Genomic DNA, 15,194 nt, shown 5'->3' on the forward strand with positions numbered 1-15,194 from the left:
CCAGCCCCGGCACCAGCCCCCCGCCCGGTCGCACCGGCCGCCCCCGCAGCGCGGCGGCGGACGCCCCACCGGCGCTCATGGGCCGCCCTCAGGAACGCGCCCGCTTGAAGACCGCGACCGTGCGGGCCGGGGCCTCGAACCCGCCCGTCGCGGCGTCGTACGTCGCCTGCCTGACCGTACGGTCGGCGCCGGCCGCCTGCACCGGGTGCAGGGTGTAGCCGGTGCCCGCGAGGGCCGGGACGCGCTGGGTCTGCGCGGTGGGGGTGGCGTTGAAGACCACCACCAGGTCACCGACGGTCATCGTGATCACTCCGGGTGTCTCGGCCGCCCCCGACAGTGGGAACGCCACGCCCGACTGGACCGCTTCGGCCGTGGTGAGGGCGAAGGCGGCTTCCGTGGTCCGGATGCGCAGCAGGTCGCGGTAGCCGGCCGAGGCGCCGTCGATCTCCGCGCAGCCGGGGGCCGCGGTGGTCAGCAGGGGCTTCGCGTAGGGCCACTTGGCGCGGTTGTCCGCGGCGGGCGGCAGGCCCCGGCCGAAGCCGTTGCCGTCGTGGCAGTCCCAGTGGATCGCGTTGAACCAGTCGCCACTGTCGAAGGAGTTGCGGTCCAGGGACTTCGAGCGGAGCAGGTCGGTCCCGGCCTGGGACAGCGACGGGCCCTGCGAGAGGGTGGTGACGGCCAGGGCCAGGACCTGCATCCGGGCCCGGTCGGCGGCGGCCGTCCCGGCGGGCAGCTTGTACGTCAGGGCGTCGGCCAGGGTTTCGTTGTCGTGGGCGTCCGCATAGGCCACGGCGTCACCGGGGGCTGCCGCGTACCCGGCGGGGGCGCCGTTGTAGTCGAGTTCGGAGCCCTTGATCCGGCGGCCGGTGGTGTCGGTGAAGGCGTACGAGGCGAGGTTGCCGGTCAGCCCGACCTTGATCAGGTCCTGGTCGTGCAGCAGCCGGGCCCGCTGCTGCTCGGGGCTTCCGTTCGCGGGAGCCGTGTTGGGGTCGGTGAACAGGCCGGAGGCGAAGCCCTGGGCGCGCGGGTCCTCGTCGAAGGGGCCGCCGCCGCGGATCGCGTCGCGGGAGCGGTCGGAGAAGGTGGCGATGCCGGTGCCGGCCATGTTCTTCTGCGTGGCCTGGACGAAGCGGGCGTCGTCGGCGACCTCGCCGAAGTTCCAGCCCTCCCCGTAGAGGATGATCCGTTTCCCGTCCACGCCGTCCTTCTCCACGGTCAGCGCGTCGAGGGCGGCGCGCACGGCGAGGATGTTGGCCTTGGGGTGGTGGCCCATCAGGTCGAAGCGGAAGCCGTCGACCTTGTACTGCTTGGCCCAGGTGACGACGGAGTCCACGACGAGCCGGCCCATCATGGCGTTCTCGGGGGCCGTGTCGGCGCAGCAGCTGGAGGTGGCGACGCTGCCGTCGGCGAGGAGCCGCTGGTAGTAGCCGGGCACGATGCGGTCCAGCACGGAGCGGTCCGACTGGCCCGCCGCCGCCGTGTGGTTGTAGACCACGTCCATGACGGTGCGCAGCCCGGCGCCGTTCAGGGACTGCACCATGCGGCGGAACTCCACGGTGCGGGCGGTGCCTTCGGGGTCACTGGCGTACGAGCCCTCGGGCACGGTGTAGTGCAGCGGGTCGTAGCCCCAGTTGTAGGCGTCCTTCGCGGCCGCCGCCGCCACGCACGCCTGCTGCTGTTCCGAGTCGGGGGCGTAGACCTTGAGGTCGCAGGCCGGTTCGGTGCGGTCGGACGGCTTCTCGGGGATGGTGGCGATGTCGAAGGCCGGCAGGAGGTGCACGTACGAGGTGCCCGAGGCGGCCAGCTCGCGCAGGTGCCGCACACCGGCCGAGGCGGTGTCGGTGAAGGCGAGGTACTGGCCGGGGTGGGCGGAGGTGCGGTCCGCGACGGAGAAGTCCCGGATGTGCAGTTCCTGGATCTGCGCGGAGGTGAAGGGCACGGGCGCGGGCTTGCGCAGCTCGCGCCAGCCGGGCGGCGCCAGCTTGGCGTCGGCGAGGTCCACGGCCAGGCTGTAGGCGGAGTCGGTGGTCAGGGCGGTGGAGTACGGGTCGGTGACCAGGTTGCGGACCACTTGGCGGACGGTCGGGGCCCAGACGGTGACGGCGTACCGGTAGCGCTTGCCGGTCCAGCTCCGCTCGCCGCGCACCGACCAGACGCCGGTGGTGTCGTCGCGGCGCATGGCGACGGTCCGGCCGTCGAGTTCGAGGGAGACCTGTCGGGCGGTGGGCGCCCACACGGACAGGGTGGGGCGGCCGTCCTTGAAGACGGGGCCGAGGGCGGTGGTGGTGGTGTACAGGTCGTCCAGGACTCCGGCGAGCTGTACGCCGGTCGCGGCCAGGACGGCGCCGTTCGCGGCGCGGGCGCTTGCGACGAGCTGCCCGCGCAGGGCGCCGCGGACCCGGTCGCGGTCGCGGGGGTCGACGGTGTAGGCGGCGTACGTGGCCAGGTGCGGGAACTTCTGCTTCTGGGCGGCGGTGAGTCGGGAGCGGCCCAGTCGCAGCCACTGGGCGCCGCCCTCGTGGAGGACGCCGTGGTCGGTGGTGACGGCGCCTTCGCCCGAGGCGAGGAGCTGGACGGAGGCGGCCGCCTCGGGGGCGTTCCAGGCGACGGTGGCGCGGTCGATCCAGACGGCCTCGGCCTTGCTGAGGTCCAGGGCGGCGGCCGAGCCGGCGGGCTGTGGCAGGAGGTACTTCTCGCGGCCGCCCAGCATCCACACCTCGTGGCCGGTGGCCTTCAGGTCGAGGGACTGGTCGGTGGGGAGGTCCTTCTCGTCACCCTTGTGCAGGATGTAGCCCAGGCTGGTGGCGCCGGCGGCGAGGGGGACCTCGTAGACGGCCCCGAAGGAGTCGGTGCGGACGGGCAGGAGCGGCTTGCCCCAGTCGGTGGGGGTGGCGGCGCCGGTCCACACGTGCAGGCCCCAGCCGTCGTAGGCGCCGTCGGGCCGCTGGTAGTGGAGGACGGCCTTGGTGGTGTCCTGGGGCGGGTAGGCGGGGCGGTCGGTGCGGGCGGCGTCTCGGCCCTGCTCAAGCCAGACCTCGCCGGACTTGGTCACGTCGAGGGTGCGGTCGGCGCTGACGTCCTTGTTGCCGTCCTTGTCGATGACGAGGTAGCCGAGTGAGGACGCGCCGGGCTTGAGCCGGACGTAGGCGAAGGCGCCGTACGCGTCACGGCCGGTGAAGTCGTGCCCGGCGGGCCAGGGAGTCGCCTCGCCGTCCGCGAGGTCACCCCACGCGTACAGCCGCCAGTCGGTGTAGTCGCCGTCGGGCCGGTGGTAGTGGACGACGGCGTACTCGCGCTGTGTGGCGGTCGGGACCCCGACGGGCGGGGCCTGGCCGGCGGTGGAGGCGGCGAGGGCGCTCGCGGTGTGCCCGGCGGCGTCGATGACGACGGCCTTGTAACGCAGGGGGGTGCCGGGCGGGGCGGTGACGTTGTGGGTGACCTTGTACGGGGCGTGGTCGGCGGAGCCGAGGACCTGCCACGGGTCGGTGCCGCTCTGGGCGGCGAAGACGACCCGGTTCAGGCCGCCGCCGGTGACGTCGGCGCTGATTTCGGCGGTGCCGGTGGCGCCGGGGGCGGGGGCGTTGAGGGTGAGGGCGGGCGGGGTCGCGGGGGCGGCGAGCGGGGCGGTGGCCTGGAGGACCACGGAGCCGAGGGCGGGGACGGTGACCGTGAGCTTCCCGGCGGAGTCGGCGCGCGGGGTGGCGGAGCCGCCGTACAAGGTGCGGTACGCGGCACCGGCGGGCGCGTCGAGCGTGACGGTACGGGGTTGGTCGCCGTTGTTGGCGGCCACCAGGTACTCGGTGCGGCTGCGGGGGTCCGTACGGGCGAAGGCGTAGACGGAGCCGTCGGAGAAACGTTCGCTCTGGACACCGTCGCGCAGGGCGGGGTGGTCCTTGGTCAGCTTCGCGAGAGCACTGATCTGCTTGTAGAGGGGGTGCTCCGGATCGTAAGCATCGCTCGCGTGGGTGCGGGCGGTGCCGAGCTGGTCGTCGTCCAGGTAGTCGGCGATGCGGGTGGCGAACAGCGGCTGGCGGGCGTCCTTGTCACCGCCGGAGCCGGTGAAGCCCTGCTCGTCGCCGGAGTAGACCACCGGGTTGCCCCGGGAGAGGAACATCAGCTCGTTGGCGAGCCGGTAGCGGTCCAGCAGTTCTTGTTCCCCGGCCCCCGGCCGGTCCTGTCTCAGGAAGGAACCGAAGCGGCCCATGTCGTGGTTGCCGAGGAAGGTCACCTGCTCGTAGGCGTTGGCCTTGTCGGTGGTGTACCGGTAGTCGTCCGCGAAGACGGAGGCCAGCCGTCCCGCCGCCGCGCCCTGCGAGGCGTAGGCGCGGATCGCGTCCTGGAACGGGAAGTCGAGGGTGGCGTCGAGCCGGCCGCGGGTCACGTAGGGGGCGGTGACGGCGGTGTCGGCGGAGTACACCTCGCCGAACATGAAGAAGTTCTTCCGGCCGTGCCGGGCCGCGTACGCGTCGAGCGCGGTCGCCCACTGGGTCCAGAACGGGGTGTCGACGTGTTTGACGGTGTCGATGCGGAACCCGTCGACGGCGAAGTCCGCGACCCACTTCTCGTAGATCTTCTCCATCCCGGTGACGACCTCCGGACGCTCGGTCCACAGGTCGTCCAGGCCGGAGAAGTCCCCCTGTTCGGCGGATTCGCCCGCGAAGGTCGAGTCGCCGCGGTTGTGGTACATCGCCGGATCGTTGAGCCAGGCCGGGGACTTGAGGTTCTTCTTCGCCTCGGGGACGAAGGGCGTGCGGGGGAAGGAGGCGGGGCCGGTCGCGGGGAACTTCCTCTTCCCGTCGGCGTAGTCCTGATCGTCGAAGGGCACCCCGTCCTTGGTCAGGTAGGGGAAGGCGCCCTTCGACAGGTAGTCGTGCGATCCCTCCCGGTAGTCCACGACGTCGGCCGTGTGGTTGGTGATGACGTCGAAGAAGACCTTCATCCCCTTCTTGTGCGCCGTGTCGATCAGCCGCGAAAGGTCCGCGTTGGTCCCGAAGTGCGGGTCGACCTGGGTGAAGTCGGTGATCCAGTAGCCGTGGTAGCCGGCCGAAGCGTCGTTCCCCGTCCCCTGCACCGGCTGGTTCTTGAAGATCGGCGCCATCCAGATGGCGGTGGTGCCGAGCCCCTTGATGTAGTCGAGCCGGTCCGTCAGCCCCTTGAGGTCACCGCCCTGGTAGAAGCCCTTGTCCGTCGGGTCCAGGCCGGTCTCCAGCCGGCTTCCGGTCAGCCCGCCCCGGTCGTTGCGCGGGTCGCCGTTCGCGAACCGGTCGGGCAGGACGAAGTAGAACTGCTCCCGGGTCAGGTCGTGGCGGGCGGGCTCGGCCGCGAGTTTCGCGTCCGAGGGCGGTGGCGGTGGCGCCTTGGCGGCGGCCACCGCCGGAAGGGCGGGGAGGAACGTCACGGCCAGGGCGGCCGCGAGCACTCCTGCGACGACGGGGCGTATCACTGCGGATCTCCTTGGAGGGGACGGCGGAAGGTCAGCCGTGCCAGGCGTCGGTCAGTGTGATCTTGCCGTCGGCGGGCACGGTGGCGGTGCGGTTGGCACCGCTCTCCCAGGTGACGTTCCCGGCCGCGTCCTTTCGGACGTACTTGTACGCGAAGGCGGTCCCGGCCGGGAGCGTGACGTCGAGCTTCCAGACGGGGTAGGCCGCCGGATCGAGCTTGAGGGCGCTGCCGGTGTTCCAATCGCCGAGGGCCGCCTGGTCGCCGGTGACGTAGATGTCCTGGCCGGGCACGGTGGTGGCGGTGACGGCGAACGAGGCACCGGCCGCTCCGGCCGGGGGGACCGGGTCGCCCGGGGTCGAGGCCCCCGGGCAGGTGCGGGCACCGACGTGCAGGGCCAGGGCGGTACCGGCCGCGAGGGTGGCGGTGAACCGGCCCGACGACTCGACGGTGACCGTCCGCCCGCTCTGCACGTCGCAGTAGGCGCCGGCCGGGAGGGAGGTCTGGAAGGTCCGGGTGAGGGACGAGGCCTCGTGGTTGATGGCGACGTACGCCTTCGCGCCGCGCCCGAAGGCGATCTGGTCACCCCCGTTGTCCCACCAGTCGGTGACGGCCTGGCCGCGCGCCGCGTTGCGGAAGGCGACCATGGAGGAGATCTCCCGCCTCGCGTGCTGGCACGTCCAGCCGTCGGTGTGACAGGCGTTGACGGCGCCCCCGTTCGGCGGACCGGCGTCCTTGTCGGTCCACTCGTAGCCGGAGTGGACGTCGGGGGACCCGTAGGGCCAGGCCAGCATGAACACGTTGGCGAGGGTGTAGTCGGAGCCGTTCTTGTAGGTGAGGGTGTCGCCGCCGCGCTCGGTGTCGTGGTTGTCGACGAAGACGGCCGCCTGCCCCGAGGGGAGGTAGCCCCATGCCTCGCCGAAGTTCTTGAGGTACGCGAGGTTCTCGCTCTGGAAGACGCGCTTGAGGTCGCGGCCGTAGCGGAACTCCTGGACGTCGCCGTTGCCGAGGTACTCGGTGGGCGAGACCGCCTCGCCGGCGCCGTAGATCGTCTCCTGCTTCCAGTAGGCGTTCGGGTTCGTCAGCCGGGACTTGATGTCGGCCAAGTCGGCGGCGGGCATGTGCTTGGCGGCGTCGATCCGGAACCCGTCGACCCCGAGGGAGAGGAGGTCGTTGAGGTAGCCGGCGATCCGGCCGCGCACGTACTCCTCGCCCGTGTCCAGGTCCGCCAACTGCACGAGCTCGCAGTTCTGCACGTCGGCCCGGTTCCGGTAGTCGGAGACGGTGGCCCGGCAGTCGTCCATGTCGGAGCCGGAGTACAGGCCGGGGTAGTTGTACTTCGTGTACGAAGTGCCGCCCGTCCCGGTCCCGTCACCGGAGGCCATGTGGTTGACGACGGAGTCCGCGACGACCTTCACCCCGGCGGCGTGGCAGGCGTCCACCATGGCCTTGAAGGAGGCCCGGTCACCGAGCCGCCCGGCGATCTTGTAGCTGACGGGTTGGTACGAGGTCCACCACTGCGCCCCCTGGATGTGCTCCTGCGGCGGCGACACCTGGACGTACCCGTACCCGGCGGGGCCCAGGCTCTCCGCGCAGGCTTTGGCGACGGAGTCGAACCGCCACTCGAACAGGACGGCGGTGACGTCTTTGCCTCCGGGCGCGGCGGCCACGGCGGGAGTCGCCTGTGCGGTGACGCAGGCGGCGGCCAGAACGGCGCCGGCGAGCAGGGCTCCGGGGATGCGCGAAATCGCGGGCATGTGGGGGTTCCTCCTGGCGGAGAGGCGCAGAACAGGCGGGGGACGGGCGTTGAACAGGCGGGGATTGCAGCGACCGTAGGTGCCGGACGGACCACCTGCAAGACCTTGCGCAAGACATTGCAGAAATGTTTCCTGCGCGTGTCGCCCCGGAGAGCGCGCCCCCGCCCCCTCCGCGCCCCATCGGCGCCCCGTCCGGCCCGCCGACGGGCCGAGGACGGGGCGGGGCCCGCGCCCGGCCGCCAACGGCCCGGAATTTCGAGAGAAAATCCGGGCCCGCATTTCCAACATACCTGTCGCGGCAAGCACAGAATTGCGAAGCGGACCCGATGAGCATTTCCCCCCTCCGGGGGAACCCGAGCCTTTTTCCGACGCACGCTCGGCGACACCGTGCTACTGTGATTTCAGTTGCAGTTGTGGTTCCCAAACTTTCAGTACCACCCGCCGGACGAAAATCCGGCGGAAGGCTTCTGTGTGCCGGAAATTTCCGGGCGGGCGATCATCGCGGCGACTTGAGATCCGCACAGTGCGGACTCTGGGCTGTGCCCCGAAGGAGATTCAACATGGCTAATGGCACCGTGAAGTGGTTCAACGCCGAAAAGGGTTTCGGTTTCATCGAGCAGGAGGGCGGCGGTCCTGACGTGTTCGCCCACTACTCGAACATCGCCTCCCAGGGCTTCCGCGAGCTCCAGGAAGGCCAGAAGGTGAGCTTCGACATCGCCCAGGGCCAGAAGGGCCCGACGGCCGAGAACATCGTCACCGCCTGACGCTGACGCATCACCACGCAGCTGGGGCCCGCACCTTGGGGTGCGGGCCCCAGCTCGTTGCGTTACCCCCCCGTCTCCGCCCGCCTCCCACGGCCCGCGCGAGCACGCACCGGGCGCATCGCTCCCCCCGGATTTCCCGCCCGAATGGCGGTAGCACTCCCGCCGTCCATGGCGGCGCACACACCACGGCATTTCGGTCGGCATTCAACGCCGCCACCGCCGTTCGCATTCCACCGGCTCGTTCCTGTGAATTCGCGCGAATATTCCGCCGCTGAATTTCCTCGACGCGTGCCGTCCCGTATCGAGGAAGGTTCAGCATGAACCGCACACGCACGAACGACCGCTCTCCCCGTACCCGTGCCGCCGGCGGCTTCGCCGGGCGCGGCAGCCGTTTCGGGTCCCCGGCTCCGGCACGTTCGGGTGGCGGGGGTCGTCCGGGTGGCTCGGGTGGCTACGGCCGCCGTCCGGCCGCGCTCCAGGGCGAATTCGCCCTGCCCGTGACGCACACCCCGGCGCTGCCGGCCGTCGAAGCCTTCGCCGACCTCGACATGCCGGAGCAGCTGCTGGCCGCCCTCGGCGCCGAGGGGGTCTGCGTACCGTTCCCGATCCAGGGCGCGACGCTCCCCAACACCCTCGCAGGACGAGACGTGTTGGGCCGTGGCCGCACGGGCTCGGGCAAGACGCTGGCCTTCGGGCTGGCCATGCTGGCCCGCACGGCGGGACAGCGCGCCGAGCCCCGTCAGCCGCTCGCGCTGGTCCTGGTACCCACCCGCGAACTGGCGCAGCAGGTCACCGACGCGCTCACGCCCTACGCCCGCTCGCTGAAGCTGCGGCTGGCCACCGTCGTCGGCGGCATGTCCATCGGCAGGCAGGCGAGCGCGCTGCGCGGCGGCGCCGAAGTCGTCGTCGCCACCCCCGGACGCCTGAAGGACCTCATCGACCGCGGCGACTGCCGGCTGAACCAGGTGGCCATCACCGTCCTCGACGAGGCCGACCAGATGGCCGACATGGGCTTCATGCCCCAGGTCACCGCCCTCCTGGACCAAGTGCGCCCGGAGGGACAGCGGATGCTGTTCTCCGCGACCCTGGACCGCAACGTCGACCTCCTGGTCCGCCGCTACCTGACCGACCCCGTCGTGCACTCCGTGGACCCCTCGGCCGGCGCGGTCACGACGATGGAACACCACGTGCTCCACGTCCACGGCACCGACAAGCAGGCCACCACGACCGAGATCGCCGCCCGCGACGGACGCGTGATCATGTTCCTGGACACCAAGCACGCGGTGGACCGCCTCACCCAGGACCTCCTGAACAGCGGCGTGCGCGCGGCGGCGCTGCACGGCGGCAAGTCCCAGCCGCAACGCACCCGCACCCTCGCGCAGTTCAAGACCGGGCACGTCACCGTCCTCGTCGCCACGAACGTCGCGGCACGCGGCATCCACGTCGACAACCTCGACCTCGTCGTCAACGTCGACCCGCCGACCGACCCCAAGGACTACCTCCACCGCGGCGGCCGCACCGCCCGCGCCGGAGAGTCCGGCAGCGTCGTCACCCTGGTCACACCCAACCAACGCCGCGACATGGTGCGCCTGATGGCCGCCGCCGGCATCACCCCGCGCACCACCCAGGTCCGCTCGGGCGAGGCCGAACTCAACCGCATCACCGGCGCCCAGGCCCCCTCCGGCATCCCCGTCACCATCACCGCGCCCCCCGCCCCCCGCACCTCCCGCGGTGGCGCGGCCCGCCGCGGCGGCGGCCGTCGCCGGTCGTTCGGCGCGGCTGCGTAGTACCACTCACAGCCGTCCCGACCGTCCCCTCCCACTCCCCTGTGAGGTCCCATGCGCTGCGTCATCGCCCGTTTCCCCTTCGAGCTCACCAAGAGCGGTGTGCTGGAGGCGATGAAGGGCGTCAAGCCCGAACCGGTCGCCGGTGACTCGGTCATCATCGGCCGACGCCAGTACCCCGTGAAGCAGGTCGGCGAGGTCGTCACCCGCCAGGACCGCCGCGACTTCAGCTCGGCGGAGGTCACCCGGGCCATGACGGCACTCGGCTTCACCTGCCGCACGGCCACCCCCCTCCGCCCGGCGGCCCCCGCGCTCAGCCCCCTCCAAAGGGCCTCGGCCCTCCTCGGCACCCCGGCCTGACCCGCGGACGGCGCTCCCGGTCCGACGGCCTCGCCGCCGGACCGGGAGCGGCCCCCGGCAGCTCCCGACACCGCCCCACCGGAACCCCGCCCCCAGCCGGCCGAGACGGGCTCGGCCCGGCTGCGACAGGCCGGCGGAACGGGTGGGCAGCCACCGCCGAGTTGCGGTGCCGCTCGGGGGTGAAAGCGGCCCGCGCCGGCACCTCACACTCCGCTGCCCGCGCCCCTCCCCCTACTCCCCCGGCCCCTGTCCCGTCGAGCCCCGCACCACCAGCTCCGGCCGGAACACGTACTCCGTCCGCTGGACCGGGGTGCCGGCCACCGCCTCCAGGAGGGCTCCGACCGCCGCCGTCGCCATCGCGCGGACCGGTTGGCGGACCGTCGTCAGCGGCGGGTCCGTGAAGGCGATCAGCGGCGAGTCGTCGAAGCCGACCACCGACACGTCCTGCGGCACCCGCATCCCCCGCTCGCGCACCGCCCGGATCACCCCGAGCGCCATGGGGTCGCTCCCGCACACGATCCCGGTGCACCCCCGGTCCAGCAGGGCGCCGCCCGCGGCGTGGCCGCCCTCGACCGTGAACAGGGTGCGCTGGATCAGCCCCTCGGCCTCCGCCCCCGGCACCGCCGCCACGAACCCCTGCTCCTTGCGCGCCGACGGCACGTACCGCGTCGGCCCGATGGCCAGCCCGATCCGCCGGTGTCCCAGGTCCTCCAGGTGGCGTACGGCCATGTCCGCCGCCGCCCGGTCGTCCGGGGAGATGAAGGGGGCGTTCACGGCCTCGTTGAACCCGTTGATCAGCACGAACGGCACTCCCCGCGCCGCGAGCCGCTGGTAGCGCGCCGGATCGGCGGACGTGTCCGCGTGCAGTCCGGACAGGAAGACGATCCCCGTGACCCCCCGCTCCTCCAACTGCTCCACCAGCTCGTCCTCGGTGGCCCCGCCCGGCGTCTGCGTGCACAGCACGGGCGTGTACCCGTGCCCCGCCAGCGCCTGCTCGATGACCTGCGCGAACGCGGGGAAGATGGGGTTGGTGAGCTCCGGGATCAGCAGCCCCACCAGGCCGTTGCTGCGCCGCTTGAGCCGTACCGGCCGCTCGTAGCCCAGCAGGTCCATGGCGGCCAGCACCTTGTGTCGGGTGCCGGCCGCCACGCCCGCCTTGCCGTTGACCACACGGCTGACGGTCGCCTCGCTGACCTGCGCCTGCGCGGCGATGTCCGTCAACCGCAGCGGGGAAGTCACCCCAGCCACCACACCGCGCTGTCGGCGGCGAGGACGCCCGGCTCGACCGGTTCCGCGCTGGCCAGCAGCACCCGGCCCCGGCCCGGCGCCGGCATCCGTACGGCCTCGCCCGTCGTGTTGACCGTGCAGACGAAGTCGCCCCGTCGGAAGGCCAGGACGCCGGCCGGCGCGTCGAGCCACTCCACGGCGTCGCCCGCGCCGAGCTCGGCCCGTTCGCGGCGGATGCGCAGCGCGGCCCGGTACAGCTCCAGCGTGGACGAGGGGTCCCCGGTCTGCGCCTCGACGCTCAGCCCCGCCCACTCGGCCGGCTGCGGCAGCCAGCTACCGCCGTCCCCGAAGCCGTACGGGGCCTCGGTCCCGGACCACGGGATCGGTACGCGGCAACCGTCGCGGAGCCCGTCCTGGCCGTTCTCCTTGAAGAAGGACGGGTCCTGGCGCACGGCGTCCGGGAGGTCCACCACCTCCGGCAGGCCGAGTTCCTCGCCCTGGTACACATACGCCGACCCGGGCAGGGCCAGCATCAGCAGCGCGGCGGCCCGCGCCCGGGCCAGGCTTCCGTAGCGGGTGCGGTGCCGTACGACGTCGTGGTTGGAGAGCACCCACGTCGTCGGCGCCCCCACCGGCCGCATCGCGTCGAGCGATTCGTCGATGGCGGCGCGCAGCGCGTCCGCGTCCCAACCGGTGTTCAGGTAGTGGAAGTTGAACGCCTGGTGCAGCTCGTCGGGACGCAGGTAGAGCGCGGTGCGGTCGGCGCTCGGGGTCCATGCCTCGGCGACGCCGATGCGGTCGCCGGCGTACTCGTCGAGGACCTTGCGCCAGGAGCGGTAGATCTCGTGGACGCCGTCCTGGTCGAAGAACGGCAGCACCTGGTTGCCGAGCAGTTTGAGCTGTTCGTCGCGGCCGAGGTCGGGCAGGCCGGGGGCCTTGACGAGGCCGTGCGCGACGTCGATGCGGAAGCCGTCGGTGCCGAGGTCGAGCCAGAAGCGCAGGATGGAGCGGAACTCGTCCTGTACGGCGGGGTGTTCCCAGTTGAAGTCGGGCTGTTCGGGGGCGAACAGGTGCAGGTACCACTGCCCGTCCGGCACCCGGGTCCAGGCCGGCCCGCCGAAGATCGACTCCCAGTCGTTCGGGGGCAGGGAGCCGTCCTCGCCCCTGCCCGCGCGGAAGTGGAAGCGTTCGCGCAGCGGGCTGTCCGGCCCCTCGCGCAGTGCCTGCTTGAACCATTCGTGCTGGTCGGAGCAGTGGTTGGGGACGAGGTCGACGATGATGCGCAGGCCCAGGGCGTGGGCTTCGCGGATCACGGCGTCGGCGTCGTGCAGGGTGCCGAACATGGGGTCGATCGCCCGGTAGTCGGCGACGTCGTAGCCGGCGTCGGCTTGCGGGGAGGCGTAGAAGGGGCTGAGCCAGACGGCGTCGACCCCCAGTTCCTTGAGGTAGGGCAGTCGGCTGCGGATGCCTTCGAGGTCCCCCATGCCGTCCCCGTTGGAGTCGGCGAAGCTGCGCGGATAGACCTGGTAGATCACCGCTTCTCTCCACCAGCCGGGCCGCGTGGCGCTGGTGGTGGGGAGTGCGTCGGCGAGGTGCTGGGTCATGGTGTCCTTGGAGAGGTCGGGCCGGAACGGGAAGCGCGCAGGGTGGTCAGCCCTTGGTCGCGCCCGCTGTCATACCGGCGACGAGGTGACGCTGGGCGAAGAGGAAGAAGAACGCCGCGGGGATGGCGATGAGGACGGAAGCCGCGCTCATCGCACCCCAGTTGGAGGTGTACTGGGTGACGAAGGTCTGCAGGCCCCCGGCGAGGGTGAGGTGCTCGTCGCCGACCATGAAGGCGGAGGCGTACGCGACTTCGCCCCAGGCGGTGATGAAGGCGTAGAAGCCGGTGACCGCGAGACCGGGCTTGGCGAGGGGCAGGATGAGGCGCCAGAAGGTGCCGAAGGGGTTGAGTCCGTCGACGCGGCCGGACTCGTCGATCTCGATCGGGATGGTGTCGAAGAACCCCTTCATCATCCAGGCGCAGAACGGGACGGCGATGGTCAGGTAGGTGATGACCAGGCCGATGGGCTGGTTGAGCAGCCCGAGCTGTCCCATGAGGTTGTAGAGCGGGACGATGAGGATGGCCATCGGGAACATCTGCGTGATGAGCAGGGTCCACATCAGCGGCTTCATGCCGGGGAACTTGAACCGGCTGACCGCGTATCCGGTGGTGGCGGCGATGAACACGCCGAGGACCGTGGTGATGCCGGCGACGAGGACGGAGTTGCCGAACCAGGTGAAGAAGGAGGTCGACTCCACCAGGTAGCGGTAGTTCTCGAAGGTGGGTTGCTTAACGAAGTCCGTGGAGATGGCGAACTTCGCGGGCTTGAGGGAGGTCAGCAGGACCCACAGCACCGGGAAGACGGCGATCACGGAGGCGACGATCAGGGTGATGTGCAGGCCGGCGGAGGCGAGCGGGGAGCGCTGTCCGCGGCCGAGCGGGGTCTTGCCGGAAGTCGTCCGCGGGGCCTTGCCCGAAGTGCGGGGCGCTTCGCCCGGGGCCTTGTCCGACGTCGTGAGCGGGGTCGTCACGGTCGTCACCACACCTCTCCCTGCTTGCGCAGCGAGCGCCGGTAGACCAGCGCGAAGATCATGAGCAGGGCGAGGATCAGCACGCCCCAGGTGGCGGAGCCGGCGAAGTCGCGCGGACTGGCGACGAACGCCTCGCGGAACGCCTGGGTCACGAGGATCTCGGTGGAGTCGCCGGGACCGCCCCGCGTCAGCAGGAAGATCACCGGGAACATGTTGAAGGTCCAGATGGTGGAGAGCAGGATCACGGTCATGCTCACCGCGCGCAGCCCGGGCAGCGTGATGTGTCGGAACCGCTGCCAGGGGGTGGCCCCGTCCATCTCGGCGGCCTCGTACAGCTCGCCGGGGATGGACTGCAGTCCGCCGAGCAGGGCGACCATCATGAAGGGGACGCCGAGCCAGACGTTGACGGCGATGACCGAGACCTTGGCCCAGGTCGGGTCGTCAAGCCACGGGATCGCGGAGATCCCGCCGCCGTCGAGGAGCTTGTTGAGGATGCCGCTGTCGCGGTTGAAGAGGAACCGCCAGGCGAAGACGGAGACGAAGCCGGGGACGGCCCAGGGCAGGATCAGCGCCATGCGGTAGGCGGCCCGACCGCGGAACTGGCGGTTGAGCATCGTGGCGAGGGCCAGTCCGAGCGCGAAGGTGATCGACACGCACAGGACGGTCCAACTGACGGTCCACACCAGCCGTTGCAGGAACACCGGGTCGGCGAGGACGTCCGCGTAGTTGTCGAGACCGACGAATGAGTACGTCGCCTCGATGTGGTTGGCGCCGATGGTGCGGGCGACGTTGCGTTCGTTGGCGTCCGTCAGCGAGAGGTAGACGCCCCGGACGAGCGGCCAGCCGACGATCACGCCGAGCACGAGCACCACCGGGGCGACCATGGCCCAGGCGTACCAATGGGTGGCGAGGGCGCGCCTCGCTCCCCCTCGGTTGTCAGTCCTGCGGCTCCGGCCGCGGACGGGGAGGGCGTCCGCGCCCCCGCCGTCCGCGGCCTTCGCCACCGACTGGCTGGTGTGAACAGCCATATCAGTGGGCCTGCCTTTGCGTCAGTTCCGTTGTGAACACATTGCGCCCCTGTCTTGTCGCAATTCGACTGAGATGAGGCAATTTCAGTCCATTCTGGCAATGGCGAACGATATGGCGAACCTCGGACATAGAGTCGTGCTCGTGAAGCTCCGCTACAACTTCCGGGTGTACCCGAATGCCCCGCAACGCCTCGCGCCGGCACAAGCCTTCGGGTGCGCCAGAGTGGTGTGGAACGAGTGCTTGCGTGCCCGCACAGTGGC

The 15,194-nt window shown here is 71.2% G+C and carries 9 protein-coding genes and 1 pseudogene; 4 read left to right on the top strand and 6 right to left on the bottom strand.

Annotated elements, in window-relative coordinates; all coding sequences use genetic code 11:
* Positions 1 to 88: 88 nt before the first annotated feature.
* Positions 89 to 5,443 carry a pullulanase-type alpha-1,6-glucosidase gene (gene pulA, locus ABZ934_RS08795; RefSeq protein WP_361310353.1) on the bottom strand — a complete coding sequence of 1,785 codons (5,355 nt, stop codon included), beginning with the start codon at positions 5,441 to 5,443 and terminating at the stop codon, positions 89 to 91.
* Between the two features lie 31 nt (positions 5,444 to 5,474).
* Positions 5,475 to 7,196 carry a carbohydrate-binding module family 20 domain-containing protein gene (locus tag ABZ934_RS08800; RefSeq protein ID WP_361310355.1) on the bottom strand — a complete coding sequence of 574 codons (1,722 nt, stop codon included), beginning with the start codon at positions 7,194 to 7,196 and terminating at the stop codon, positions 5,475 to 5,477.
* 560 nt (positions 7,197 to 7,756) lie between these two features.
* Here ABZ934_RS08800 and ABZ934_RS08805 point away from each other — a divergent pair.
* From ABZ934_RS08805 to ABZ934_RS08815, 3 genes are all read left to right on the top strand, one after another.
* Positions 7,757 to 7,960: a cold-shock protein gene (locus ABZ934_RS08805; protein WP_053678014.1), complete on the top strand. Its 204-nt coding sequence runs from the start codon at positions 7,757 to 7,759 to the stop codon at positions 7,958 to 7,960.
* 317 nt (positions 7,961 to 8,277) lie between these two features.
* On the top strand, positions 8,278 to 9,747 hold the full coding sequence (locus ABZ934_RS08810; RefSeq protein WP_361310358.1) for a DEAD/DEAH box helicase: 1,470 nt from the start codon (positions 8,278 to 8,280) through the stop codon (positions 9,745 to 9,747).
* A gap of 51 nt (positions 9,748 to 9,798) precedes the next feature.
* The gene (locus tag ABZ934_RS08815; RefSeq protein ID WP_361310361.1) at positions 9,799 to 10,104 is read left to right on the top strand and encodes an SCO5918 family protein; all 306 of its coding nucleotides are present in this window, start codon (positions 9,799 to 9,801) and stop codon (positions 10,102 to 10,104) included.
* A gap of 231 nt (positions 10,105 to 10,335) precedes the next feature.
* Here ABZ934_RS08815 and ABZ934_RS08820 read toward each other — a convergent pair whose 3' ends face one another.
* From ABZ934_RS08820 to ABZ934_RS08835, 4 genes are all read right to left on the bottom strand, one after another.
* The gene (locus ABZ934_RS08820) at positions 10,336 to 11,352 is read right to left on the bottom strand and encodes a LacI family DNA-binding transcriptional regulator (RefSeq protein WP_361310363.1); all 1,017 of its coding nucleotides are present in this window, start codon (positions 11,350 to 11,352) and stop codon (positions 10,336 to 10,338) included.
* Positions 11,340 to 12,935 carry a glycoside hydrolase family 13 protein gene (locus ABZ934_RS08825; RefSeq protein WP_361310365.1) on the bottom strand — a complete coding sequence of 532 codons (1,596 nt, stop codon included), beginning with the start codon at positions 12,933 to 12,935 and terminating at the stop codon, positions 11,340 to 11,342. Before ABZ934_RS08825 ends, ABZ934_RS08820 begins: the two co-directional genes overlap by 13 nt.
* Before the next feature lie 46 nt (positions 12,936 to 12,981).
* Positions 12,982 to 13,773, bottom strand: a complete 792-nt coding sequence (locus ABZ934_RS08830) for an ABC transporter permease subunit (RefSeq protein ID WP_361311334.1) — start codon at positions 13,771 to 13,773, stop codon at positions 12,982 to 12,984.
* Between the two features lie 137 nt (positions 13,774 to 13,910).
* Positions 13,911 to 14,933: a sugar ABC transporter permease gene (locus ABZ934_RS08835; RefSeq protein ID WP_361310368.1), complete on the bottom strand. Its 1,023-nt coding sequence runs from the start codon at positions 14,931 to 14,933 to the stop codon at positions 13,911 to 13,913.
* Positions 14,934 to 15,045: 112 nt separating this feature from the next.
* Between ABZ934_RS08835 and ABZ934_RS08840 the strand changes: the two are divergent.
* A pseudogene (locus ABZ934_RS08840) lies at positions 15,046 to 15,192 on the top strand (helix-turn-helix domain-containing protein); the annotation flags it as partial.
* Positions 15,193 to 15,194: the final 2 nt, after the last annotated feature.

The organism is Streptomyces sp. NPDC046557 (assembly GCF_040645975.1).
Taxonomy (GTDB): domain Bacteria; phylum Actinomycetota; class Actinomycetes; order Streptomycetales; family Streptomycetaceae; genus Streptomyces.